Raw genomic sequence first — 24,687 nt, forward strand, 5'->3', positions numbered from 1 at the left:
CCGGACCGTCCCTATTTCCACGCGGGAACGGGAGTAAAATACGACTTTAGGACGGAGGAGATGGACCAGTACATGTTTAGCAGTGTGTACAGCATGCCCGGAATCAGCAACGCTTGGACGAGCATCGCTTTCCAACCGAGCTGACGGACCGCCACTGCCGAATAAACGGCCCAGAAAGCAGTCAGGAGCAAGATGGCCGGCCAGTGCTGGAAATTACCTCCGGCGAGCGAGGTCCAGTACGCCGATCCCCAGATCAGAAAGCACGCGAAGCCGAAGAAGTTGAAGAACAGGGTGACGATGGCGCGCCGGGTGAACGCGCTCCACCCCCGCAGGCGGAGCGCGTCGACAGTGCCGCGGGTCCAGCGTTCGCGCTGGACAACCAGTTCGCGCAGGGTCGGCATGAGGTCGGTGTATGCGATGCAGAACTCGTTCGCAGTCACTTTCCAGCCGGCTTCCTTGAGCGCCAGAGTGGTCTCGTAGTCCTCGACCAGGTTGCGGTGGTCCTCCCAGAAGACCTGACCCCGCCCATCGATCACGGACTGCAAGGCGGTACCCCGGTAGAAGGACCCGGCGCCGGACATGGTGTGGACGTTGGTTCGATACCGCGCGTGCGCCGCACGGCCGTACTCAAGGATCTGCATGCCGAGCAGGTATCGCTGCCAGAGGCTGCCCCACAGGCCGGTACGGCCGAAGCAGGCGGCACTGACCCCACCGATCTTCTGGTCGGAGGCCATCACGTTGATGGCTCGCTCGAGGAAGTTGGGATGCAGTTCGGTGTCTGCGTCCATGGCGAGGACGTGCCGGACGGCGTCCAGGCGACCGCCCACCCGCACTCGCAGCCACTCCATGGCGTAGTTGAGGGCGCCGGCTTTCTTGTGCGGATTTTCGTTCAGCGTGAGAACGACTGTCGGTGGGGTCCTCGGGTCACCCGCGTACCCGGCGGCGTATTGCTCGGTGTTGTCGGTCGAGTTGTTGACCACCACGACGATGAGATCGGGCCGCCGAGTCTGCCTGTGCAGCGACTTGAGGGAGAGCAAGATTCCGGCCTCTTCATTCCGCGCCGGAACGATGACGACCGTGTTATAGCTCGGCGTGGAAATGCGGTGGTTGATTCTCGGGTTCGGAGCGGGTCGCCTGGGGTATGCAGGATTGCCGCGGGAGAACACACTCCCGCTGTGACGTACAGACGTGCTCACGATTTCCCCCCGTGCCGTAGCCGACCACGGCTATCCCCCGTGCGCGCAAGATTGTAGCCGATGATCACAGGAAGAGAAGATCCCTGCGCAGCTCAGATATGAGTGCATCTAACCTCCTTCCACGCCAATTCGGACACCTTGCATGGCATTCGAGGCATGGCGCCACCGTCGATCGTGAGATACAGCATGTCAGTCAGTGCGGTGATCTCAGCGAGGCGTCGAGCCCGGTTCGGGATGACAGGGTCGTAACGTCCATGGCGGACAGCATGGGATAAAGACGCGGAGCCATCGGTCGACAGGTCCTTTCAACAGAATGAGCCTTTTCATCCTGGGTAGCGGTTGGCTTCGACGCGGTGCAGAACGAGGATGGCCTGCACGATGGGGGTCGCTCGCCGTGGGCAGCAGCGCAGCTTGTTCAGGATCTTTCAGGTCTTGAGGGTGACGATCACGCGTTCGCCGCGGGCGCGGATTTTCGGGTGGGTGCGGTTCACGGCCTTCTGCCGGCGTGACAGCTTTGGGCGGAAGCGGCGCCGCTTGAACGGCGTGCGGACGCTGCCGCGGGCTCTTGGTAGGCCTTGTCGGGGAAGGCATCACGTCTGCCTTGGTCAGTGCCTTGATGATGCCGTGGGTTCGGGCTGGGGTCAGGTCATGGACCGAACCGGGCAGCGTTGGTGAAGCCCAGACCAGCCGGCAGCGGCATCGGCGATGACCTGCACGTTCACGCCGTGGTGCTTATGTTTTCCGGAGTAGTACGGCTTCTGGTCCGCGAGCCGGTCGATCGGGATCAGGGTGCCGTCCAGGATCGTTTACAGCCAGCAGCCGGATGCGTCGCATCGCGGTGTCCAGGTCGTCGGCTGCTGAGCTGAGCAGGGCTATCGCTTCCTGGACGTACCGCCAGGCGGTAGCGACGCCGATCTCGAAGCCGGCCGCGAGCCGGGTGTAGGGGTCGCCGATACAGAGGTGAGCCAGAGTCAGCAGCGCCTGCTGGCCGGGTTCGAGGTGCCGCCACCGGGATCGGCGCTGGTTGCGGTGGCTGCGGATGCGTGCGGCGAGGTGGTTCAGGGTGCGGCTGGACAATGGAATCGTGGCGGGGCAGGACAGCATGGCGAGGCTCCCGGTCGGGGCTTCGAGTCTTGGTCGACAGCTGTCCTACCTGGAGCCTCGCACTCATCGATCACCGGGTTCGCCGCGCCCGTCGTGAGTTGCAAGATCAGATTGGAAAGGCTCAGTGGCAGCACACCGGCGTCCGGCCGGCCGTGGCGGTGTGGACCGCCGACCAGCTCGCCACCTTCCTCGGCGACGTCACCGACGATTCGCTGTTCGCGTTCTGGTGGCGATCGGCGAAGCGGCGGATGGACTGGAAGTCGCCGGGGAACATGGCCAGGCTCACCGCGCTGCGCGGCCTCCGGCGCGGCGAGATGTGCGGACTGCGGTGGACCGACATCGACCTGCTGGACAAACGCACCGTCCGGGTCCTGCGCGACCACCGACAACGCTAACGAGACCAGCAGGCCCGCCGGACAGCAGAAAGGGCCTGAGCCGCGTTTCCGCAGCCCAGGCCCCTCTTGATCTTGTGCGCCCGAAGGGACTCGAACCCCTAACCTTCTGATCCGTAGTCAGATGCTCTATCCATTGAGCTACGGGCGCTCGTGCTCAGCCAGTCTACACACCTGACTTTCGCGCGGAGACTCCGGGATTCGAACCCGGGAGGGGCTTTAAGACCCCAACCGCATTAGCAGTGCGGCGCCATAGACCAGACTAGGCGAAGTCTCCCTGGTGGCCCGTAGACCACCGCGCCCGAGGATACAGGTCGCCACCCACCGGGAGCAAAACGACTTCCGGGGTACGCCCACCGGGACCGCCCGCCCTCGTGTTTCACCGCTGTGCGGCGGCGGGTTCGGGACTACGCTCCATCGATATGCAGGAGCAGCCGCCCAGCGAGCCGACCCGTCAAGAGCCTGCTGAAAGAGCGCGTCGGCGCTCCCCGCGGGCCACCTTCACGCCGCCGACTGCCGCCGAGCAGCCCGCCGAGACGGCGGTGCCGCCGCCAGCCGCTCCGGCGAGCCAGCGCCCGCGCCGGGCGAAGCCCGCCCCGGCGGTGCTGTTCCAACCACCGGATCCGGACCGGCCGCTGCCCCGACAGCCCAGGCGCGCCCCGACCAGCGACGCGGGCGCCGAGCAGCCACAGCCGCCGACCGGCGACGCGAACGGCGACCGACCAGCTCCCCCGAGCGTCGACGCGAGCACCAGCCAGCCAGACCCGGGGAACGCCAAGCAGGCAGACCCGGCAAACGCCGAGCAGCCACGCCCGGCGACCCCCGACCAGCCACGCCCTGCGACCGACGACCAGCCGAGCCCGCAGGCCGCCACGGCAGCCACCGACCCACCACGACAAGCAGCACGCGTCGAGCCCAAGGCCCGGACCACCTCCGTTCGCAAGGCCGCCCCGAAGAAGGCAGCCGAGACCACAGTCGAGGTGACCCCGGCCACACCGGCACCGCGCAAGCGCGCCGCCAGTCCCACCAAACGCACGGCAGCCCCTCGCAAGAGCACCACGCCGAGGAAAGCCGTCCCCGAGCCCGCGGCCGAGCAGCACACGCCGCTGGCATCTCCCGCCGAGCAGCAGGTCGAGCCCGCTTCGGCGCGTACCCCGGAATCGGAGCTGCGGGCGGTCGCCGCGCGCGTGCTGGACCACCCGGGCTTCGCGCCGGAGCTGTTGGCTCTGGCGGCCGTGCGGGCGCTCGGGCCCGGCGCGGCCGACTGGGCCGGGCGGTTGCGTGCCCGGTATCCGGACGCGCCGGCGGACGGCCTGGCCCGGTTGGCCACCCGGCGGTTCGTCCGCTCGGCGGGCGCGGGTGGGGCGACGGCGGCCCTGGCCGGGTTCTTCGCGCCGCTGGCCGAGCTGACGTCGGTGCTGTGGACGCACGCCAACCTGGTGCTGCACCTGGCCGCGGCGTACGGCAGGGATCCGGCGCATCCCGACCGGGCCGTCGAGCTGCTGGTCCTCACCCAGGTGCACCCGGACGCGGCGAGCGCGGAGGCGGCCCTGGCTGCCGCGCAGGCGGCGGGCGACCCGGTCGAGGGGGCCTGGCCGCGGGCTGCGGAGGCCGCCTGGCGGCTGGCCGCCCCGCTCACGGCGCAGGCCGGTGGCTGGGTCGCGTTGCGGTTGGTGGCCCGGCTGCTGCCGGGCGCGGCGGTGCTGGCGGCGGCGCTGGGTGACGCGGCGGCGGCCGACCGGCTCGCGTCCCGAGCGGTGGCCGTCTACCGGCCCAACCGGCGCTGAGTCGTCAGAGCCAGTCGAACCACTCCCGGGGCAGCAGCGCGTAGCCGACGAAGGCGACCACGTCGAGCAGGGTGTGCGCGATGATCAGCGGCATCACCCGCCGGGTGCGCAGGTAGAACAGGCTGAACACCACGCCCATCACCGCGTTGCCGACGAACGCGCCGAAGCCTTGGTAGAGGTGGTAGGAACCACGCAGCAGCGCGCTGGCCGCGATGATCGCGGCGAGCCGCCACTGGAGCTGGCGAAGCCTGGTGACCAGGTAGCCGACCACGATCACCTCCTCCAGCACGGCGTTCTGCACGGCCGCGAGGATCAGCACCGGGACCGTCCACCAGACCTGCGGGAGTGCCGCCGGCACCAGCGTGGCGTTGATGCCGAGTTGGGCCGCCACCCAGAACAGGGCCAGCCCGGGCAGGCCGATCAGCGCCGCCAGGCCGGCACCACGGGCCAGGTCCTGACCGGGCCGCCGCGCGTCCAGGCCGAGCGCCCGTGCCGGGTCGCCGGGGTCCCGGGTGAGCAGGTGTACGGCGAGCAGCACCGGAAGCAGCGCGAAGACGATGCCGAGCAACTGGTAGGTGAGGTCCAGCCAGGGTCGGCTCGACGCCGAGGTGTTCAGCGAGGCGGTCTGCTTGGAGAGCGGACCCTCGGCGGTCAGCTTCGCGATGATCGAGACCACCGCGTAGACCGCTGACTGGCCGAGGGAGAGGCCGAGGACCAGCAGCGTCTCGGTGCCCAGCAGTCGGCGGGACACCGGGCGGGTCAGCTCAACGGTCACCGCACCACTCTGCCCGACAGGCGGCACCCGGGGCACGGCCGACCGGCCAGCATGAGCCGATCGCACATTCTGTGCGACCAGTCGACACTCTCCGTGGAGATTCTATGGGCGCCCGATCCGCTGCCGTCTGGAGAAGGAGCGCCCCGTGGACAACCTCGCGCGGTTGCTGAAGGAGAGCTGGACCCTGGTCGAGGACGACCGGGCCCGGCTGACCGACCACTTCTACGCCCGAGTGTTCCTGCTCGACCCCTCGCTGCGGCAACTCTTCCCGGTGCAGATGAGCGGCCAGGGCGACCGCCTGCTGGAAGCGATCATCGCGGCCATCCACACGGTCGACGACCCGGAGAGCTTCGACGAGTTCCTCCGGGCGCTGGGCCGCGACCACCGCAAGTACCACGTCGATGACCGGCACTACGCGACGATGGGAGTCGCCTTGCTGGACGCGCTGCGCAGCACCGCCGGCGACGGCTGGAACCTGGAGTACGACCAGGCGTGGCGCGAGGCGTACGCCGCCATCGCCGCCCTGATGGTGGCCGGGGCGGAGGCCGACGACGGCCCGCCGTTCTGGCACGCCGAGGTGCTGACCCACCAGCGGTACGGCCCGGACACCGCCGTGCTGACCTGCCGGGCGTTGCAGCATCCGCTGCGCTGGAAGGCTGGTCAGTACGTGAGCCTGGAGGTTCCGCGGCACCACCCACGGGTGTGGCGGAACTACTCGGTGGCGAACGCCCCGAACGACGACAACGTGCTGGAGTTCCACGTGCGGTCGCCGGGTGCCGGCTGGGTTTCCGGTGCGCTGGTGCGTCGGGTGCGACCGGGCGAGCTGCTCCGCCTCGCGGCGCCGATGGGGTCGATGACCCTGGACCGCTCCTCGGAACGGGACATCCTCTGCGTCGCCGGCGGGGTCGGCCTGGCGCCGATCAAGGCCCTGGTGGAGGAGCTGGCCAGCTACAACCGGACCCGCTGGGTGCACGTCTTCTACGGCGCCCGGCAGGCGGGGGACCTGTACGGCCTGGCCGGCTTGCAGGAGTTGGTGGCCGTACACCCGTGGTTGTCCGTCACCCCGGCGTGCAGCGAGGACCCGGACTTCGACGGTGAGCAGGGTGACATAGCGGACGTGGTGGCCCGCTACGGCCCGTGGACCACGCACGACTGCTTCGTCTCCGGCTCGGCCCGCATGGTCCGGTCCACCCTGCGGGTGCTCGCCGCGGACGACGTGCCGCCGCCGCAGATCCGCTACGACACCTTCGGTGACCTCTAGACGTTCCTCCCCCCACACCGGGGCGCGTGCCCCTGCCCCCTGGGGCACGCGCCCCGGTCCCTCGTTGGTCAGTAGCGCCAGGGGTGCCCGGTCTCGCGGTATTCCTCCACCGGCACCAACGGCACGCCGGGCGCCATCCGGTCGACGTAGAGCCGCCCCTCCAGGTGGTCGATCTCGTGGGCGACCAGCCGGGCCATGCCGAACTCGAACGAGGTGATGACCCGGCTGCCGTCCCACTGGGCGTGCTCCACGTCCAGTCGGAGCGGCCGGGGCACCAGACCCCGGAAGTCGAAGAAGGAGAGGCAGCCCTCGTACTGCTCGTCGGCGTCCGGGTCGGCGTCGACCACCCGGGGGTTGAGCAGCACGACCGGCTCCGCCGAGCGATCCGGCGGCCGGACCACGGCCACCGCCCGGTCGATGCCGAGCTGCGGGGCGGCCACCCCCACCCCCTTGCTGAACGGGTGCAGCTCGTCGAGCCGGGCCAGGGCCGTGACGAGCCGGTCGACCAGGTCCCGGGCAACCGGCTCCTCCACGGGCAGGTCGAACGGCCGGACGCGTCGGCGGAGCAGGTCGGCGCCGCGTTGCACGATGCCGAGCCCGCGCATCCGGTCGCTGGGCCGGACCCGGACGCCGCCGGGACCACTGTCGGGTTCGGTCTCCGGTCGGGCGCGGAAGCGCCACTGCATCCGGTAGCGGGCGTTCAGCGGCGGGTCGTCGGTCTGCCAGTCGTAGATCGCCCGGTCGCCCTCGTCGTGTCGTTGCGGGGCCGTCCGCAGCGGGCCCTCCTCCGCGGAGAGGGAGGTTTCCACGCCCCAGACCTGCGGGTCGAGCCTCACCGGCAGGTCCAGGCGTACGGCGAGCTGCCGGGTGGGCAGCCGGACGGCGCGTTGGAACCAGGGGCCCCACTTCTCGTGCCCGACGCTGTACGCGTACTCGATGGTGGCCCGGTCGCCCGGGTAGAGCGGGAAGCGCCGCTCCCCGTTCTCGAAGAGCAGCCAGATCTCCTTGAACGCGTCCCGATCGTGTTTGGCCCGCCAGTGCATCGGCTCCGGGTCGCCGCCGCCGTCGTCCCTGCGGGCCTGTAGTTGCAGCTCGGCGAACGTGAGCGGGTGCTCCCGGTGGTGCCGGTTGGAGCGGCCGGGGTCGTTCGGGTAGCGGTCGACGGCGACCCTGGCCAGGTAACGGGTGACGGGCTCGGTGCCGGCGTTGTACAGCTCGCGGTGGATCACGCACCGGTAGCCCTCGTCGGTGTGGGTGAGGGAGGCGAGTTCGCGCTCCACGACGAGGCCGGTGCCCGGCGGCAGCCACTGACCGGGCAGGTGCGGCTCCCGGTGTGGTTGACCGGCGCGGGCGTGCCGCAGGTCGTCGTACTCCCGGAAGCGCTGCCAGATCGCGCCGCTGGCCTCCAGGACGGCCTCGGCGCGGCGGGCGAAGTCCTCGGTCGGACGGTGCCGGCGCCCCTCGACGTGACTCACGTAGGACGGGTCGAACCCCATCAGGACGGCCAGTTGCTTCTTGGACAGCCCTCGCCCGGTCCGTTGCCGGGCGAGCTCGGCCGCGAAGGAGTCGGCAGCCCGTTCGAGGGGTGAGGTCGTCATCAGCTTCCTCGTGGCCGGGGCTACAAGTTTCACGTTCTGTGCCCGAGCACACACGCATCTGGCACCTTGCCGACACACTTCTTGACAGCCCACCGACAAACGTCGATCCTCTGGCAGCGTTTCCCCGTGTTGACGCCGGGTAGTACGCGAGGCACGGAGCGCTGTTCCCGCCGGAAAACCGGCGTGACCTGGGCCTCCCGATTTGGCCAAGGTGAGGCTTCCCTTAGACCAGAGGGCATGGTTAGGCTAGCCTTAGCTCAGGACGGCACTGGTCGTCCGCCGAGGCTCGCTCCTCGGTCACGCGGACGGGGGACCTCAGGTGACAGCGGTGCTGCCGAGGCGCGACGCCACCGCCACGCCACTCGCCCCCGTCACCGCGGCGCTCCGCGCCATGTTCGGCACCGACGACCTTCCCGGGCTCGCCCGGGGCCTGGTGGTCGAAGACGAGCTCGGCTGGGCACCCGCCACCACCCTGATCGACGGCAGCCGGCTGCCAGAGCTGCTGAACGGCGCCGCCGTCCGCTGGGGTGGCACCCCGCACGCCTGCGCCGCGTTGGCCTGGAAGTCGTACAGCTACTGGACCGCACTGCCGGTCGTGCTCGGCTGGGCCTCCGCCCGGCGGGTGCCGCTGTTCGACCCGGCCGACGTGCTGATCCACTTCGAGGACCACCGGCAGCTGCTCACCATGGGCCTGCGCCGTGGCATCACCGTGGCGGTGCTGCCGAACGACCCGCTGGCGCTCGCCGGCCTGCCGGAGGTGCGGGTCGTCGCCGACGAGGCGGAGCTGCTGGGCGCACTGCGCGCCTCCCTGCTCGACGCCCACCTGGCACCGCTCATCACGGCGATCCAGTCAGAGGTGCGAGTTGGCACCCGGACGCTGCTCGGCTCGGTCGCCTCCGGCATCGCACACGGCATCCTGCGGGCCGCCGACAACCTGCCCGGCTCCACGGTGCAGAGCATCGACACCCTGCTCGGCGCACTCGACCTGGCCGACCTGATCGAGCTGGTGCCGGGGCCGACCGGTGAGCCGAGCGTGCAGCGGCGCACCTGCTGCCTCGCCTTCACCCTGCCGCGGCCGAAGGTCTGCCAGGGCTGCTGCGTCCGCTGAGCGGGTGACTCAGTCGGTCAACGGCCGTACGTCCCACACCCACGCACCGCCGGTGAAGACCGGCTGGATCCCGGTCAGCTCGGTCATCCCCCGACGCAGCGCGGCCTCGTGCTCCTGCGGGCCGAGGATGACCACGCCGGCCCGCCAGAACCGCAGGTCGTCGACCGCCTTGACCCGGGCCTGCGGGGTGATCGGCGGCACCGCCCCGGTACGTCGGATGGTGGAGAAGAAGCTGCTGGTGGGGCGCGGCGTGGCACCGAACAGGGCGACCTTGGGAGGGTCGGCGTTCGGACGGGTGTCCGGGCCCAGGAAGTAGCCACGAGCCAGCGGCATGTCCAGCCGGGTCTCGGCGGACCAGCGCAGCGGCTCCGCGTAGGTGGTGTCCGGCAACGGCAGGGTCACCACACTGCGCCCACCGGTCACGTACGGACGCCAGGCCCCACTGGTCACGAAGGTGGGCACCGGGTCCAGATGGGCCACGGGCAGCGGGGTGGGCACGATCGGCAACAGGGCCATCACGAGCACCGTGACGGTGACGAAGCGAATCTGCCCACGGGCGGCCGGGTGCGACCGGGCCAACTCGTGGGCGCGTTGCGCACCGAAGGCGAGCAACAGGCCGACGATCGGGGTGATCGCCAACGCCCACCGCGTCGGCACGACCGAGTGCAGGATGGGCAGGTTCTCCAGCGCCGCCCAGGGACCGGGCACACCCGTACCCCGGTTGTCGAAGCGGACCTCGCGGCCCAACGAGAGCACCGCGAAGAGCAACCCGAGCGCGGCGAGCACGAGCACCACCACCGAGCGGCGCATCCACCACACCAGGGCGATCACCAGCACCACCAGTGCCCAACCGAAGAAGCTGTTCTCCTCGGTCGGGTTCTTGGCCAGGCCGGCGGCGGTACGCGGGCTGCCGGCGAGTGACTCCCGGGAGTACGCGACGAACGAGGCGAGGTCGCTGGAGTAGCCACGGATCAGTCGGGACAGCCCGGAGTACGCGCCCGGCCCGAAGAACTGCACGTAGAGCGGGTACGCGAGCAGCAGCCCGGCGACCCCGGCGGCGACGGCGAGGCCGGCGAGGAAGGGCCGGATCCGCGATCGTAGCTCCGGGCGGCCGAGGGCGAGCACGCCGACGACCACGCCGAGCCCGATCGCGGTCATCAGCAGGATCTCCAGGTTGAGGAAGGCCTGCCAGACGATCACGAGCGCGAGGAGGACCCCGTTGCGCAGCCAACGGCCCGGTTCACCGAGTCGCAGCGTGCGCCAGATGATCAGTGGCACGACGAACTGCGACACGATGTTCGGGTGCCCGTTGGCGTGCGACACCATGGCGGGCGCGTACGCGCAGAAGCCGGCGCCCAGCCACGCGGGCCCCCGGGTGCCGATCAGGACCCGGGAGAGCAGGAAGTACCAGGCTGTGGCGGTGGCAATCATGCCGAGGGTGAGAAAGACCAGGAATGCCGCTCGAGGCCCGAACAGCAGAGTGATCGGGGTCAACGGCAATGAAATGGATAATACGGACGTATTAGCCATCAGATTCACGCCGTCCGGGACGTTCATCTGGTCGGAATGGAACGGATATGCAAAATGCGTCACGACCCGCGCACCGTGCGCCATCATCCATTCGAACTGCGACTGATCTGACTGGTTGTCCCGCACATCACTGCCCGGGTCCAACCAGAGCCGACCGGTGACCCAGAAGCCGAGCACCACGAAGCTCAGCACGGCGGCCAGATCGGCCCACTTCCCGCTGCGGGACGGCCGAGCATCACCAGAGGCCCCCTGCGCCGACGACGCGGCGGCCGGACCGTCGCTGGGCACGTCCGGTTCGGGAGTAGTCATGACAATTCATAGGGTAGTCAGGGCCTGGCGCTGCCGTGACATGTTTCGGGGTACTGCCGTACTATGTGCCGGGTTCGCCGACCGCCGATCACGAACCCACCCCCCGACCACAATTCGGCCACCCCCGATGCCCCGATTCTTCTGCCGTCCCAGCGGATGATTCACTCTGTCGGTCCAGGCACGGGTCGAGTTCATATCGTGAGGAATCGACGCATGGCAGAAATCACTGGGGATCAGCGCGTGCAGTCCGAGGTCCTGGAAGGCCTGGCCACCGCTGTCAACCACCGTCGCTGGTTCATCGAACTGGCCGTGCCGTACCTCGGCGACGACCCGATCGAGATCGGCAGCGGCCTCGGTGACTACGCCCTGGAATGGTCGCAGCGGCTGCCCCGGTTCACCGCCACCGAGGCCGACCCGGACCGGCTGCTGCAGCTCAAGGAGCGCCTCGCCGAGCGGCCGAACATCGACGTCCGGCAGATGCTGCTGCCGCACGAGGACGGGGGCGACTACAGCTCCGCGGTCTCGTACAACGTCCTGGAGCACATCGAGGACCACGTGGGCGCGCTGCGCAGCATGCGCGACCTGGTCCGACCCGGCGGCGCCGTGATCATCATCGTGCCGGCATTCCAGTTCGCGATGGGCCCGGCCGACATCGCCACCGGGCACGTCCGCCGCTACACGAAGAAGACGCTCCACGCGGCGATGACCGAGGCCGGCCTGACCGTCGAGAAGATCCACTACGCCAACGCGCTGGGGCTGATCGGCTACTTCATGGCCACCAAGGTCTTCCGGCTGATGCCGAAGGAGGGCCCGATGGTGAAGGTGTACGACACCGTCGTCCTGCCCGCCACCAAGGCCGTCGAGCAGCTCGTCCGGCCCCCGTTCGGGCAGTCCGTCTTCGCGGTGGCCCGCGTTCCGTCCTGACCCGCCAACCCCGCGATCTTGCACTCTGTTTCGCCATCACGTGCAAGATCGCGGGGCGCGGATCACTCCTTGATCTGGTACGTCGGGCGGATCACCGCTCGGGCCAGGGTGTGGAACGTGAGGTTGAAGCCGACGTAGGCGGGCGTGGCGTCCGGGGTCAGGTCCAGCCGGTCGACGTCCACGGCGTGCACCGCGAAGACGTACCGGTGCGGGCGGTCACCAGCCGGCGGAGCCGCACCGCCATAGCCCTGCTGGCCGTAGTCGTTGCGGACCGAGAACGCCCCGCCGAGGTCGGTGCCCGCCGCGCCGCCGGCGCCGCTGGGCAACTGCGTGACGTCGACCGGCACGTTCACCAGCACCCAGTGCCAGAAACCGCTGCCGGTCGGCGCGTCGGGGTCGTAGCAGGTCACCGCGAAACTCTTCGTCTCGGCGGGGAAATCCGACCAGGTCAGCTGCGGCGAGACGTTGTCACCCCCGGTGCTGTCATGCGCGTGCCGGGCGTCCATCGGCTCGCCGTTCTGCACGTCGTCACTCGTCAGCGTGAACGAGGGCAGCGTCGGCAGCAGCTCGTACGGGTCCGGGGCAATCGGTCGTTCCAGGGTCATCGGGACGCGTCCTTCCGGTGTGCGGAGTTACCAGCCCCTTCTTACCCCGCCGCAGCCCCTCCGACGACCGGAAGTACGCGCTCACCGAGGGTGGTTTGCCGGAGCTACCGTTGAGGTCGGGCAACGTTCCTCAGGGGGACACCGTGGCCGGCATCTGGCGGGACTTCGTGGCAGCGGTCTTCACCGCGTTCCGCCGCCGGGACGAGCAGGCCATCGCCGAGGAACGCCGACGCGCGGTGGAGCGACTGGCCGAGGAGATGATCCGCGAGGCCCGACGGCCCACAGACCCGCCGGAGTGACCGGCCCTGATCCACTCGCCTTCAGGGAAGTCGCGGCATCCAGGGCGCGCCGATACGCCGATTTCATGGAAACCGAGTCGATCAGCGATCGCGAGCGTCGTGGCGGAGGGTGTGGGATTCGAACCCACGAAGACATCGCTGCCTTACCGGTTTTCAAGACCAGCGCCATCGGCCACTAGGCGAACCCTCCCAGGCCGCCACCCGCAGGCGTACGGCCACGCATAGTCTGCCACGGCTCCCGTCGGGCGGCCCGGCGTCCCTCCCCGAATGCGCCGGCCAGGCGGTCCGCCGCGTCCACAGTGGGCTGGAGGGTGCACCTGCGGTGCCGGGCGAGATCGGGTAAGACTGACTCCATGAAGGCGATCACCATCCCGCAGCCCGGTGGACCCGAAGCGCTGGTCTGGGCCGAGGTGCCCGACCCGGAGCCGGGCCCCGGCGAGGTGATCGTGGATGTGCGGGCCAGCGGGGTCAACCGCGCTGACCTGCTGCAACGGCAGGGGCATTATCCGCCACCGCCGGGCGCGTCCGCGTACCCCGGGTTGGAATGCTCTGGGGTGATCACCGAGGTCGGTTCGGAGGTCGCCGGGTGGGCGGTCGGGCAGCAGGTCTGCGCGCTGCTGTCCGGCGGCGGGTACGCCGAGCGGGTCGCGGTCCCCGCCGGGCAGTTGCTGCCGGTGCCGGCCTGCGACTCGGTGGACGCCGCAGGGCTGCCCGAGGTGGCCTGCACGGTCTGGTCGAACCTGGTCCAGGTGGGGCGGCTCAGCGCGGGCGACACGCTGCTGGTGCATGGCGGGGGCAGCGGGATCGGCACCTTCGCGGTCCAGCTCGGGGCGGCCCTCGGCGCGACCGTCGTGACCACCGCCCGGGCGGCCAAGCACTCCCGGCTGCGCGAGCTGGGGGCGTCGCACCCGATCGACTACCGCGAGCAGGACTTCGTGGAGGAGGTCCGGCGGGTCACCGACGGTCGCGGCGCGGACGTGATCCTGGACATCATGGGCGCGTCCTACCTGGGCCGGAACGTCTCCGCGCTGGCGACCGGCGGCCGGCTGGTGGTGATCGGCATGCAGGGTGGGCGCAAGGCTGAGCTGAACCTCGGCGCACTGCTGACGAAGCGGGCGACCGTCGCCGCGACCTCCCTACGGGCTCGGCCGATCGCGGAGAAGGCGGAGATCGTCCAGGGCGTACGGGACGAGGTGTGGCCGTTGATCGAGGCGGGCCGGGTCCGGCCGGTGGTGGACCGGAGGCTGCCGATGACCGAGGCGGCCGAGGCGCACCGGCTCGTCGAGTCGAACGATCACTTCGGCAAGGTGCTGCTCACCCTCGGGTGAGCAGCCGGCGTCAGGCGGGTGAGCCCGCCGGTGTCGGGTCGTCGGCCGGTCGGGGCAGCACCAGCCGGGCGCCCGGGCCCTCGCCGGCCAGCGCGTCCCCGGGGTTGTTGAGCGTGCAGCGCTGCAACGACAGGCAGCCGCAGCCGATGCAGCCGTCCAGGTCGTCGCGGAGCTTGGTGAGCAGCCGGATCCGCTCGTCCAGCCGGCTCCGCCAGCTCGCGGAGAGCCGCGCCCAGTCCTGCGGGCTGGGCGTACGGGCTTCGGGGAGCGAGTCCAGTGCCGCGCGGATCTCGTCGAGGGAGACGCCGACCTGCTGGGAGATCCGGATGAAGGCCACCCGCCGCAACTCGGCGCGGGCGTACCGGCGCTGGTTGCCGCCGGTCCGATCGGCGCGGATCAGCCCCAGTCGCTCGTAGTAGCGCAGCGCCGACGGCGCCACGCCCGAGCGGACCGACAGCTCGCCGATCGTCAGTAGATCCTGCATCATCAGGTCCTTGAGTTGAAGTGCACTTCAACTTACACAGTAGTGGCATGACAACCACAGTGACCACCGACACCGGCTCCCGGCTTCCCGGGCTGATCCGACGACTGACCGGCGACGAGAAGCACGCGCCGAGCGCGCACTCGACCATCGACGTGCTCCAGGTGCTCTACGACCGGGTGCTGCGGGTCACCCCCGACACCGCCGACGACCCGGAACGCGACAGGTTCCTGCTCTCCAAGGGCCACGGACCGGCCGCCTACTACGCAGTGCTCGCCGCGCACGGCTTCATCCCGGAAGCCTGGCTCGACGACCTGGCCGGGCCGGCGAGCCGACTCGGCCATCATCCGGACCGGCTACTCGTCCCCGGAGTCGAGATCGGTTCCGGCTCGCTCGGGCACGGGCTCGGGCTGGCCGTCGGCAGCGCCCTCGGGCTACGGGCCCAAGGGCTGCTCAAACCGCGGGTGTACGTGTTGCTCGGCGACGCCGAACTGGACGAGGGATCCAACCACGAGGCGATCGCGTACGCCGGTGCCACCGGCCTGGCGAACCTCACCGCGATCGTGGTCGACAACTCGTCGGCCACCCACGGCTGGGCGGGCGGCATCGCCAGCCGGTTCACCGTCAACGGCTGGACCGCCGACACCGTCGACGGCCGCAACCACACCGACCTGTACGTGGCGCTGACCGGGCACCGGCCGGGACAGCCGCACCTCGTCGTCGCCCACGTCGAGAACAAGGGATGACCGCCATGCGTGACGCCTTCATCGACGCCACCACCGCGCTGCTCGACGACGACCCGCGCACCGCAATCGTGCTCGCCGACATCTCGGCCACCCAGTTCGCGCCGGCCGGCACCCGCCACCCGGACCGGGTGTTCAACGTCGGCATCCGGGAGCAACTGATGATCGGGGTGGCCGGCGGGCTCGCCCTGACCGGGCTTCGCCCGATCGTGCACTCCTACGCGACGTTCCTGGTGGACCGGGCGTACGAGCAGATCAAGCTGGATCTGGACCACCAGGGCGTGGGCGCGGTCATGGTCAGCATCGGAGCATCGTTCGACGGGTCGGCTGAGGGCCGGACCCACCAGTCACCCGGCGACGTGGCGCTCTTCGACTCGTTGGGCGACGGCTGGACGGTGCGGGTGCCCGGCCACCCCGACGAGGTCGCACCGCTGCTGCGCGAGGCGGCGATCACCGACGATCCGGTCTACCTGCGGCTGAGCGAGCAACGCAACGCCCGGGCGCACCCGGACGCCGACCGGTTGCGGGTGATCCGGCAGGGCGGGACGAACACGCCGCTCGTGCTGGCTGTCGGGCCGATGCTCGATCCCACCCTGGCAGCGACCGAGGGGATGGCCGTGACAGTCGCGTACACCCACACTCCCCGGCCGTTCGACACGTCCGGGCTGCGGGCGCTCGCCGCGACCGACGTGGTGCTGGTCGAACCGTACCTGTCAGGAACGTCGAGCGCGGTCGTCAGCCGGGCCATGGCGGAGGTGCCGCATCGGCTGCTCGCCCTCGGGGTGGATCAGACCGACCTACGCCGATACGGAGATCCGGCCGACCACGCCCGGTGGCACGGCCTGGATGCCGACGGTCTGCGCCGGTCGATCAGTGCGTTTCTGGGATCAGCGCGCGGGTGACGCGGTGGAACGGCGGCGGGCGCGTTCGCGGCCGAGGATCCAGATCGCCTCGACGCCGTCCTTCCAGGTGATCTTCTTGCCCTCTTCCCGGCCACGAGCCCGGTAGCTGATCGGCACCTCGTAGGGGCGGATCCGGCGACGCAGCAGCTTGCCGGTCACCTCGGCCTCCATGCCGAAGCCGCGCGAGCGCACGTCGAGCGACCGGTAGAGCGCCACCGGCATCAGCTTGAAGCAGGTCTCCAGGTCGCCGATGTACGAGTTGAACAGCACGTTGGCCGCCATCGTGACGCCCTTGTTGCCCATCACGTACCAGAAGCTGTAGGCGCTGTGGCTGCCAAAGGTGCGATTGCCGTAGACGACAGTGGCCCGCCCGTCGAGCACCGGGTCGAGCAGCTTGGGGATGTCCTGCGGGTCGTACTCCAGGTCGGCGTCGAGGATGACCATGTAGTCGCCCTCCGCGCTGTCGACCGCCGTCTTGATGGCGGCACCCTTACCGGCGTTGCGCTGGTGGGTGATGACACGCAGACGCGCGTCGTCGGCGCGGCCGAGGACCTCGCCGGTGCCGTCCCGGCTGCCGTCGTCGACGACGACCAACTCGATCTCGCAGGGATAGTCAACCGCCAACGCCTGCTTGAGGGCATCCGCGATGCGTTCTTCCTCGTTGTAGACCGGCATGAGGATCGAGAGCTTCACGGGAATCTCCACGGTGGCGACAACACGTCGGGCACAGCCTAGCCTGGCTGGTTGACCTTCGATGTGCCGCCACCACCGGGGCCGTCGGCGTGGCGAGCGCAGACGAATGGTGTTTACTACCCGCCATGTCGGCTGCCGGCTCTCTGCTCGCGGCGGTTCCCGCCGCCGGGGCGCTCCTGCTCACCGTCGCGATGAGGCCGCGCGAGGTCGGCGTGGTCGCGCCGCTACGGCTCGCCGTGGTGCGCGCCGCACTGCTCACCGGCGTGTTCGCGGTGCTCGTCGTTGAGCTTCTCGGCGCGTTGCACGCGCTGACCCGGCCGGCCTTCGCCGCCGCGTGGCTGCTCTTCCTGGCCGCTGCCGCGACAGCAGCCGGTCTGCGGCAGCGACGCGCGACCCGTACCGCGCCGACGTTCACCGCCGCACCGCGACCGGTGCCGGTCGGTGCCGTGGTGTCCGGCGGCAGCGCCGACCCGCCGGCCGCCGTCGAGCGCGGTGCGGCCGGGCCCGACCCCACGCCAACCCGCGCCGTCCGGGCACCGTCCGGCCTGCTCGCCGTGACCCTCGACGCCTGGCGTACGGCGGGACGCGGCGAGCGGCTGCTCGTCGGCGCGATCGGCGGACTGGTCCTGCTGGAGCTGCTGGTCGCGCTGCTGGCCGAGCCGAACAACTTCGACTCGCAGACCTATCACCTGCCGAAGGTGGAGCACTGGGTGGCTCAGGGTGACCTGGACTTCTGGCCCACCGCCATCCACCGGCAGGTGACCATCCCGCCCGGAGCCGAGTACCTGCTGCTGCACCTTCGCCTCCTCACCGGCGGGGACCACCTGTACAACCTGGTGCAGTGGGCGGCAGGAGTGCTCTGCCTCCTGGTGGCCGCACGGATCACCGCGCAGCTCGGCGGCAGCCGGCGGGCCCAGCTGCTCACCGCGTTCGTGTTGGCGACCACGCCGATGGTGGTGCTCCAGGCGACCAGCACGCAGACCGACCTGGTCTGCGCGGCGTGGGTGACCTGCGCGGCGACCCTGGTGCTGGACGGGCTGCGTCGGCGGACAGGCTGGGGCACGGTGCTCGGGTTGGGGGCCGCCACCGGTCTGACCGCGGTGACCAAGACCAGTGGTCTGATCGCGGTCGGTCCGCTGCTGCTGCTCTGGGGGTTGGCCCAGCTCCGGCTGGCGCTGACCGCGAACACGGCGACGCCCGGCCCGACGGCCGTCGGCGCGGCACCACCCAACCCGACGGCGGCCGGCGCGGCATCGCCCGGCCCGACGGCGGCCGGCGGGGATCGGCGGCCTCGACCGGTCGGCGGGCTGACCCGCACGGTCGGCGCCTCGGTGGTGATCCTGCTGGTCGCGGCCGTGGTGGTCGGCCCGTTCCTGGCCCGGGTGACCGCCGAGTTCGGGCACCCGCTGGGGCCGCCCCGGCTGCGCGAGTCGATCCCGATGGAACGGCACGACCCGCAGTCGATCCTGGTCAACGCTCTGCGGATCGGGCACACCGCGTTCGACACGCCGCTGGCGCCCCTGCGCCGGGCCGGAGCCGAGGCGATCATCGACGGAGCGGGCGCGATCGGGGTCGACCCGCAGGACCGTGCGATCACCTTCGGTCGCGAGATCTTTCCGGAGCCGGCCTGGTATCCGGACGAGGACCGGGTGGCGTTCCCCCTGACCGGGGCGCTGGTGCTGATCGGTGCGGTCGTCGCACTCGCCCGTCCGCGCCGGATCGATCCCGAACAGGCCGGGCCGCTGCGCGCGTACGCGGTGGTGGTGTTGGCCGCCGTCCTGTTGCACACCTCGATGATCAAGTGGCAGCCGTGGGGCAACCGGCTGATCCTCTACGCCGTGGTGCTGGCCGTGCCGCTGGCCGGGCTCTGGCTCGACGCGCTCTTCCGCCGCCGCCGCGGCAACCCGGGTCGGCCGGGAGCCCGGCGGTCGGTGGCCACGCTGACGGCGGTCACCGTGCTGGCCACCTCGGCGCTGGCCGGCGTACTCGCGCTGTCGTACGGCTTTCCGCGACGGCTGGTCGGTGCCGGTTCGGTCTTCACCACCTCGGACTGGGACACCCGGTTCCTGCGGCGTCCGCAGTGGGCCGACGAGTTCCGCTGGGCGGCCACGGCGGTCCGCGACAGCGGCGCCCGACGGATCGGGCTGGTGCAGCAGAACGACAACTGGGAGTACCCGTGGTGGCTGCTGCTCCGGCAGCCGGACGGGGGTTCGCCGGACCTGGTGGCGTTGCAGTCGGTGCTGCCGGAGCGACCGCCGGCGGACCCTGCCTCGGTCGACGCGATCGTCTGCACCGGCAGTCGTCCGGCCTGCACGAAGCTGGTCCCGGCCAGCTGGCGGCTGGAGTTCCGCGGCTACGTCGGCTACGCCCTGCCGCCGGGCCGCTGACCCGGCGGTCCACTTCGGCGCATCTCGATCGCCCGGATAGTCCGATGCGGGCGGTTCTGCAGCCTGCGCGCAAGGATCCGAGACGCATTCACATCCATTGATCCGCACGTTACCTTCTGGTAACTCAGTCGACGTCCCGCGACTGAGCCGAAAGGAGTGCGTCGATGCCTGCAATCCCCGCCAGGCCCGAACGCGCGACCCGACGACGGGCCATCACCGTCGCCGTGGCCGTCGCCGCCCTCGTCCTACCGATGCTCGCCGGACCGGCCACCCCCGCCACCGCCGCCGACCGTCCAACCGTCCAACCGCTCCCCGCCAACCTCGAGGCCATCCGGGCCGCCGAGGCCACCGCCCTCTACGGCACCCCCGCGATCCGCCCGATCGAGCAACGCCGCACCGCGCTGATCACCATGGGCGACAGCCAGATCTCCGGCGAGGGAGTCGGCAACTACGTGCCCGGCACCCACCAGGACGGCAACTGGTGCGACCGCTCGTACGACCAGGCGGTGTTCCGCACCGGCATCCCGTCGGACGCGAGATACAACATCGCCTGCTCCGGTGCCACCCCGTGGAACCTCATCGCCGGCGGCCCGACCCAGCACAACGAGCTGAACCAGGGTGACTACCTGGGCATCAAGGCGCGCAACACGCACGTGAAGCTGATCTGGGTGGTGGTCGGCGCGAACGGCGACGGCACCATCCAGTTCGGCCCGGTCGCCACCGACTGCGCAGTCAGCCGGGTCTTCCTCCAGGGCAACTGCTACCCCGACTACACCGACCAGTGGACGATCCGCACCGACGGCAGCCGCCGGGCGGTTGCGGACGCCCTCACCGACATCCGGCAGACCATGACCAGGGCCGGCTACCTGCGCACGGACTACGAGCTGGTGCTCATGTCGTACCCGAGCCCGGCAAGCCCGGACGTGGAGGACAACCCGAACTTCCCCGGCTGGTACTCCGGCGGCTGCCTGCTCTACCTGGCCGACGCCGCGTTCGCCCGCAACAAGGCGGTGCCGCTGTTCGAGTCGGCGCTGCGCGCGGCGGCCACCCAGACCGGCACCCGCTACCTGGACGCCAGCCGGCTCTTCCACGGCCACGAGGTGTGCACCGACAACACCTCGGTCCGCGGCCTCAACATCGAGATCGGGATCTGGAACGAGAACGCCGCCCGGCAGTCGTTCCACCCCAACGCCCGCGGGCACGGCATGTTCGCCCAGTGCATCACCCAGTTCTGGAACTCCGGGCAGAACCAGGCCACCTGCGTCGACCCGGCCAGCACCGGCGCTGGCGTGCTCTACCCGGGCCTGATGCAGTTCAAGCAGTTGCGCAACCCTGCCACCAACACCTGCGTCGACGGTAACGGTTACGACTCCCGCAACGGCACCGCCCAGCAGTCGTACGGCTGCCACGGCGGGCGCAACCAGGGCTTCTGGTACGACTCGGCCAAGCGGTCACTGCACTCGGAGCTGTCCCACGACCGTTGCCTCGATGTCGCCGGCGCATCGATGACGGCCGGCACGGCGGTCAACATCTACGACTGCAACGGCACTGCCGCCCAGCAGTTCGCCTTCGTCGGCAACCAGATCAAGCCGACCGCCGCCAGCAACCTCTGCGTGGCGTTCGACAGCCCGTCGTCGGGCGCTCCCCGGCTGCGGTTGGCCACCTGCTCCACCAACACCCGGCAGCAGTGGTCGTTCGAGGCCCGTACCGCCGCCAACCCGGTCGGCTACGGTCACGACGACTTCATCGGCTCCCGCGTCTACTGACGGAAGCGAGGGGCCCCTGATCGACTCAGGGGCCCCTCGCTCACTTCGTACGGGGGATGAGGACGAGTCGCGCCACGCCCTTGTCGCCGTCCTTCGCGCCGGCGACGCCGACCGTCGCGCCGACCTTCACCTCGCTCGGCTGCACTGTGGCACGCCGCTCGACGACCCGCAGGTCCTCGCCGAAGGTCCAGGTCATGGTGAAGCCGTCGGTGGACTTGACGGTCATCGAGTCGCCGTCGATCGCGGTCACCTCGCCGCGCTGCACGGCGACGGTCTGCGTACCGCCGTCCTTCGTCTTCACGACCGCCTCACCGTGCAGGGTGTTCCTGCGCAGCTGCACCCGGGCCTGGCGGCGCTTGCGCCACTCCTCGCCGCGCTTCTCCCGGGCCTTGTCCCTGGCGGTGGAGGAGGCACCCGGCGTCGGGGTGGCCGGCGCGGCGACGGTCTGCACGTCCAGGTCGTCGGCGTCGAAGCCCATCGCGGTCAGCGCCTGACCCTCCACGCCCATCGCGGCGGCGACCTCGACGGCGGCCTCCCGGGCGGGCTGGCTGGCCACCTCGGCCGCACCGCAGCCGCTGACGCCCAGCGTGACCGCCGCGAGCAGTGCGGTGGTGCCGGTGGCGAATCCCCAACGTGGCATGACGTTCCCTCTCGTCCGTGGAGCCCTCAGCATCTCCGTCGAGGACGAGCGGAGCGTCAGGCCGATGTTCGAGCCAGGTAAGGATCGCCGGGCAGCCGGACCGTGAAGGCGGCGCCGCCCTCCGGGGCGTGCCCGGCGGCGATCTCCCCGCCCAGCCGGCGGACCAGGCCTGCGGCCAGCGCCAACCCCAGCCCGCTGCCCACCTTGCGCACGCCCCGGTAACGCTGGTGCAGCGCCCCGCGTTCGAACGCCACCGCCAGGTCGTCGTCGGTGAAGCCGGGCCCGCCGTCCCGGACCTCCAGCTCACCGCCGGAGGCCGGGTCCGCACCGGCCGCCCGGACCGCGAGCACCACCGGCGACCCCGGGGGTACGACCCGCAGCGCGTTCTCCAGCAACCCGTCCAGCACCTGCCTGATTCGCCCCGGATCGGTGTACGCGGGCACCGGCTGGCCTGGCGTCTCCAATCGGAACGGCACGCCCACCGCCGCGCACCGGCCGGACCAGGTCGGCTCCGCGTCCACGGCCAACTGGGTGAGGTCCACCGGCACCGGTTCGAGCGGGAAGTCGGCGGCCTCCAGCCGGGCCAGCGCCAGCAGGTCCCCGATCAGCCGGTCCAGGTGTTGGGCCTCAGCCAGCATCGTCCGACCGGTGTCGACGGTGTCGTCCGCCCCGAGCACCCCGTCGGCGAGCGCCTCGGCGTACCCCCGGATCGCGGTCAGCGGGGTGCGCAGCTCGTGCGAGACGGACAGCAGGAACTCCCGCTGCCGCCCCTCACTGGTGGCCAGCGCACCGGCCAGGCCGTTCAACGCCTCGGCCAGGTCGGCGACCTCGTCCGGTGACTCGACCGGCACCCGGACGGCGCGGTCGCCGGCGCGTAGCCGGGCGGCGGCGGTGGCCGCGACGCGGATCGGCCGGGCCAGCCGGCGGGCCAGCAGCAACCCGGCCACCACGCCGGCGGCCAACCCGGCGAGCAGCGGCAACCAGAGGCTCAGCAGCACCCGGGCCCACAACCCGTTCGCCGAGGGGCGGGAGAGCACCACGCCGTTGCCGTTGGGGAGCGCCCGGCCCTCGACCAGGGCACGTTCGCCGTTGACGACGCGCCGGACCGACACGTTGCGCCCCTGCCCGATCCGCTGCACCACCCGGGGTGGCAGGCCCGGCCGGTCGACCGCTCCGCGCCGGATCAGGTACGCGTCGATGTCCTGGTTGCGCAGTTGCTGGATGAGCCGCTCCTCGTCGGCGCTGCGACCCCGGTCCAGGCGGGTACGCAGCACCTCGGCGGCGAGCCTGGCCTGCGCGGCGAGCGCCTCCTGGTCGCGCCGCTCGGCGCCACGGATCGCCAACGGCACCGCCACGATCGCGGTGACCAGCACCGACACCAGCGCCACCGCGCAGGTGACCAGCACCGCCCGGGCGGTGAGCGTACGGCCCAGGCCGCCACGTCGAGGTGCGGCGGGTGAGGAGGTGCCGACCACCGGCAGCGACATGGTCGGCGACCCGGCGCGCCCGGATTGGTCAGGCATCGACCGCGTACCCGACGCCTCGGTGGGTCCGGATCACGCTGGCCGGGCCGAGCTTCGCCCGCACCTGGGCGACGTGCACGTCGACCGTGCGGGTGCCGGCGTGCGCCGCGTACCCCCAGACACCGGCCAGCAGCTCCTCCCGGGTGAAGACCCGACCGGGCCGGGCCATCAGATGGGCCAGCAGGTCGAACTCGGTGGAGGTGAGCTGCACCGGTGCTCCAGCGGCGGTGACCGTCCGGCGGGCCGGGTCGAGCGTCACCGGGCCGACGACGCGCTGCCGGTCCGCGCCCTCCGGGCCGCCGGCGGAGCGACGCAGCACCGCGCGCACCCGGGCGACCAGCTCACGGGGGCTGAACGGCTTGGTCACGTAGTCGTCGGCGCCCAACTCCAGGCCGACGATCCGATCGACCTCGTCGTCGCGGGCGGTGAGGAAGATGACCGGTGTCCAGTCGCCGGCCTCGCGCAGCTGGCGGCAGATCTCGGTGCCGGGCAGGCCCGGCAGGGCGATGTCCAGGACGCAGGCCACCGGGCGGATCCGGCGGGCGGCGCTCAGGCCGGCCGCACCGTCCCGTTCCAGGTGGACGCCGAAGCCGTCCCGGGTGAGGTAGAGCCGGACCAGGTCGGCGATGGCCGGCTCGTCCTCGACCACGAGGACGAGCCCGCGGTGCGGCGGTTCGACGGTCACCGGCCCATGATTGCCGACCCGGTGGACCCGGCGCGATCGGTGCGTGTTCGAGTCAGGTAAAGGCGACGCAAAGCCCGGTCGGGCGTCAGCTCACCACGGCGGGGCGGAACGCGTTGGGCCGCGCGGCGGCCGGCGCGTCACCGATGGTGGCGAGGATGCGCTCACGGGGCACCCGCAGGCGGGTCCGAAAGGCATGGTTGAGCAGCGCGTCGAGCTCCCAGACCTGCTTCGGGTGACTCGTGCGGATCAGGAACCGCTCGCGGATCCCGTCGATCGCGGTGGCCGCCATCTCGACCGACTGGAGTCGCGGGTCCGGGCTCCAGGTGACGTTGCTCAGCTCGCGCAACTCGGTGTTGAGATGCAGGCGCAGACGGTGCAGTAGTCGGGTCTGCTGGGTGACCACCAGTCGACGGTGGGTGAGCAGCAGCAGATAGTCGCCGGTGACCGGGCGGTCGGGGCGGCTGCAACGGGTGACCAGGATGGTGGCGTCACCGGAGCCGACGCAGCGCCGGAAGACCGGCATGTGCCGGCTCACGGTCTGCACGGCCAGGCCAGCCTCGGCGGCGGCCGGAAGGAACGTTCGGGAGAAGACGTCCATGACCTGCCCAACGACGTCTTCGGCGGGGTGACGTGGGTCACGCGGGTTTTTTG

22 protein-coding genes, 3 tRNA genes and 1 pseudogene are annotated in these 24,687 nt (G+C 70.9%); 11 read left to right on the forward strand and 15 right to left on the reverse strand.

Annotated elements, in window-relative coordinates; genetic code table 11:
- Positions 1–11: 11 nt before the first annotated feature.
- On the reverse strand, positions 12–1,196 hold the full coding sequence (locus AC3CF1_RS18755; RefSeq protein WP_354983305.1) for a glycosyltransferase family 2 protein: 1,185 nt from the start codon (positions 1,194–1,196) through the stop codon (positions 12–14).
- Between the two features lie 323 nt (positions 1,197–1,519).
- A pseudogene (locus AC3CF1_RS18760) lies at positions 1,520–2,300 on the reverse strand (transposase family protein).
- A gap of 98 nt (positions 2,301–2,398) precedes the next feature.
- Here AC3CF1_RS18760 and AC3CF1_RS18765 point away from each other — a divergent pair.
- The gene (locus AC3CF1_RS18765; protein ID WP_435794480.1) at positions 2,399–2,695 is read left to right on the forward strand and encodes a hypothetical protein; all 297 of its coding nucleotides are present in this window, start codon (positions 2,399–2,401) and stop codon (positions 2,693–2,695) included.
- Positions 2,696–2,770: 75 nt separating this feature from the next.
- On the opposite strand, the gene AC3CF1_RS18770 is transcribed toward AC3CF1_RS18765, so the two are convergent.
- Positions 2,771–2,843, reverse strand: a tRNA-Arg gene (locus AC3CF1_RS18770).
- Between the two features lie 35 nt (positions 2,844–2,878).
- A tRNA-Ser gene (locus AC3CF1_RS18775) sits at positions 2,879–2,969 on the reverse strand.
- A gap of 145 nt (positions 2,970–3,114) precedes the next feature.
- On the opposite strand from AC3CF1_RS18775, the gene AC3CF1_RS18780 reads away from it, so the two are divergent.
- Entirely contained in the window at positions 3,115–4,479 is a 1,365-nt protein-coding gene (locus AC3CF1_RS18780; RefSeq protein WP_354983304.1) for a hypothetical protein, read from the forward strand.
- Positions 4,480–4,483: 4 nt separating this feature from the next.
- On the opposite strand, the gene AC3CF1_RS18785 is transcribed toward AC3CF1_RS18780, so the two are convergent.
- The gene (locus AC3CF1_RS18785) at positions 4,484–5,254 is read right to left on the reverse strand and encodes a CPBP family intramembrane glutamic endopeptidase (protein ID WP_088950679.1); all 771 of its coding nucleotides are present in this window, start codon (positions 5,252–5,254) and stop codon (positions 4,484–4,486) included.
- Between the two features lie 145 nt (positions 5,255–5,399).
- On the opposite strand from AC3CF1_RS18785, the gene AC3CF1_RS18790 reads away from it, so the two are divergent.
- Positions 5,400–6,515, forward strand: a complete 1,116-nt coding sequence (locus tag AC3CF1_RS18790; RefSeq protein WP_354983303.1) for a globin domain-containing protein — start codon at positions 5,400–5,402, stop codon at positions 6,513–6,515.
- 68 nt (positions 6,516–6,583) lie between these two features.
- Here AC3CF1_RS18790 and AC3CF1_RS18795 read toward each other — a convergent pair whose 3' ends face one another.
- On the reverse strand, positions 6,584–8,113 hold the full coding sequence (locus AC3CF1_RS18795; RefSeq protein ID WP_488450942.1) for a peptide deformylase: 1,530 nt from the start codon (positions 8,111–8,113) through the stop codon (positions 6,584–6,586).
- 331 nt (positions 8,114–8,444) lie between these two features.
- On the opposite strand from AC3CF1_RS18795, the gene AC3CF1_RS18800 reads away from it, so the two are divergent.
- Complete coding sequence (locus AC3CF1_RS18800; protein ID WP_355159619.1) at positions 8,445–9,221, forward strand: hypothetical protein; 777 nt, start codon at positions 8,445–8,447, stop codon at positions 9,219–9,221.
- A 9-nt stretch (positions 9,222–9,230) separates the two neighbouring features.
- On the opposite strand, the gene AC3CF1_RS18805 is transcribed toward AC3CF1_RS18800, so the two are convergent.
- A complete protein-coding gene (locus AC3CF1_RS18805; RefSeq protein ID WP_488450944.1) occupies positions 9,231–11,060 on the reverse strand; it encodes a DUF6311 domain-containing protein in 1,830 nt (609 codons plus the stop codon).
- A 213-nt stretch (positions 11,061–11,273) separates the two neighbouring features.
- Here AC3CF1_RS18805 and AC3CF1_RS18810 point away from each other — a divergent pair, with 213 nt between their 5' ends.
- Complete coding sequence (locus AC3CF1_RS18810) at positions 11,274–11,984, forward strand: class I SAM-dependent methyltransferase (RefSeq protein WP_488450945.1); 711 nt, start codon at positions 11,274–11,276, stop codon at positions 11,982–11,984.
- Between the two features lie 62 nt (positions 11,985–12,046).
- On the opposite strand, the gene AC3CF1_RS18815 is transcribed toward AC3CF1_RS18810, so the two are convergent.
- Positions 12,047–12,589 carry a YbhB/YbcL family Raf kinase inhibitor-like protein gene (locus AC3CF1_RS18815; RefSeq protein WP_088950683.1) on the reverse strand — a complete coding sequence of 181 codons (543 nt, stop codon included), beginning with the start codon at positions 12,587–12,589 and terminating at the stop codon, positions 12,047–12,049.
- A gap of 143 nt (positions 12,590–12,732) precedes the next feature.
- Between AC3CF1_RS18815 and AC3CF1_RS18820 the strand changes: the two genes are divergently transcribed.
- Positions 12,733–12,888, forward strand: a complete 156-nt coding sequence (locus tag AC3CF1_RS18820) for a hypothetical protein (protein WP_354983298.1) — start codon at positions 12,733–12,735, stop codon at positions 12,886–12,888.
- A gap of 100 nt (positions 12,889–12,988) precedes the next feature.
- Here AC3CF1_RS18820 and AC3CF1_RS18825 read toward each other — a convergent pair.
- A tRNA-Ser gene (locus AC3CF1_RS18825) sits at positions 12,989–13,078 on the reverse strand.
- 163 nt (positions 13,079–13,241) lie between these two features.
- On the opposite strand from AC3CF1_RS18825, the gene AC3CF1_RS18830 reads away from it, so the two are divergent.
- Positions 13,242–14,216 (forward strand): NAD(P)H-quinone oxidoreductase, encoded by a 975-nt coding sequence (locus tag AC3CF1_RS18830; protein ID WP_488450946.1) that lies wholly within the window; start codon positions 13,242–13,244, stop codon positions 14,214–14,216.
- Positions 14,217–14,226: 10 nt separating this feature from the next.
- On the opposite strand, the gene soxR is transcribed toward AC3CF1_RS18830, so the two are convergent.
- Positions 14,227–14,700 carry a redox-sensitive transcriptional activator SoxR gene (gene soxR, locus AC3CF1_RS18835; protein WP_088950686.1) on the reverse strand — a complete coding sequence of 158 codons (474 nt, stop codon included), beginning with the start codon at positions 14,698–14,700 and terminating at the stop codon, positions 14,227–14,229.
- A gap of 47 nt (positions 14,701–14,747) precedes the next feature.
- Here soxR and AC3CF1_RS18840 point away from each other — a divergent pair, with 47 nt between their 5' ends.
- Both AC3CF1_RS18840 and AC3CF1_RS18845 read left to right on the forward strand, forming a co-directional pair.
- Positions 14,748–15,443, forward strand: a complete 696-nt coding sequence (locus tag AC3CF1_RS18840; RefSeq protein WP_488450947.1) for a transketolase — start codon at positions 14,748–14,750, stop codon at positions 15,441–15,443.
- 5 nt (positions 15,444–15,448) lie between these two features.
- Positions 15,449–16,342 (forward strand): transketolase family protein, encoded by an 894-nt coding sequence (locus AC3CF1_RS18845; protein WP_488450948.1) that lies wholly within the window; start codon positions 15,449–15,451, stop codon positions 16,340–16,342.
- Here AC3CF1_RS18845 and AC3CF1_RS18850 read toward each other — a convergent pair.
- Positions 16,328–17,035, reverse strand: a complete 708-nt coding sequence (locus AC3CF1_RS18850) for a glycosyltransferase family 2 protein (protein ID WP_354983295.1) — start codon at positions 17,033–17,035, stop codon at positions 16,328–16,330. The genes AC3CF1_RS18845 and AC3CF1_RS18850 overlap by 15 nt on opposite strands.
- A 125-nt stretch (positions 17,036–17,160) precedes the next feature.
- Between AC3CF1_RS18850 and AC3CF1_RS18855 the strand changes: the two genes are divergently transcribed.
- Together AC3CF1_RS18855 and AC3CF1_RS18860 are read left to right on the forward strand one after the other, a co-directional pair.
- On the forward strand, positions 17,161–19,422 hold the full coding sequence (locus AC3CF1_RS18855; protein WP_488450949.1) for a phospholipid carrier-dependent glycosyltransferase: 2,262 nt from the start codon (positions 17,161–17,163) through the stop codon (positions 19,420–19,422).
- 164 nt (positions 19,423–19,586) lie between these two features.
- Complete coding sequence (locus AC3CF1_RS18860) at positions 19,587–21,188, forward strand: ricin-type beta-trefoil lectin domain protein (RefSeq protein WP_488450950.1); 1,602 nt, start codon at positions 19,587–19,589, stop codon at positions 21,186–21,188.
- 40 nt (positions 21,189–21,228) lie between these two features.
- On the opposite strand, the gene AC3CF1_RS18865 is transcribed toward AC3CF1_RS18860, so the two are convergent.
- From AC3CF1_RS18865 to AC3CF1_RS18880, 4 genes are all read right to left on the reverse strand, one after another.
- Positions 21,229–21,828: a hypothetical protein gene (locus AC3CF1_RS18865; RefSeq protein WP_488450951.1), complete on the reverse strand. Its 600-nt coding sequence runs from the start codon at positions 21,826–21,828 to the stop codon at positions 21,229–21,231.
- A 56-nt stretch (positions 21,829–21,884) separates the two neighbouring features.
- On the reverse strand, positions 21,885–23,351 hold the full coding sequence (locus AC3CF1_RS18870) for a sensor histidine kinase (RefSeq protein WP_488450952.1): 1,467 nt from the start codon (positions 23,349–23,351) through the stop codon (positions 21,885–21,887).
- Entirely contained in the window at positions 23,344–24,036 is a 693-nt protein-coding gene (locus AC3CF1_RS18875; RefSeq protein WP_088950691.1) for a response regulator transcription factor, read from the reverse strand. The genes AC3CF1_RS18870 and AC3CF1_RS18875 overlap by 8 nt, the downstream gene beginning before the upstream one ends.
- A gap of 85 nt (positions 24,037–24,121) precedes the next feature.
- A complete protein-coding gene (locus AC3CF1_RS18880) occupies positions 24,122–24,634 on the reverse strand; it encodes a hypothetical protein (RefSeq protein WP_488450953.1) in 513 nt (170 codons plus the stop codon).
- Positions 24,635–24,687 lie beyond the last annotated feature (53 nt).

Source organism: Micromonospora sp. MGP-C2, from assembly GCF_057766525.1.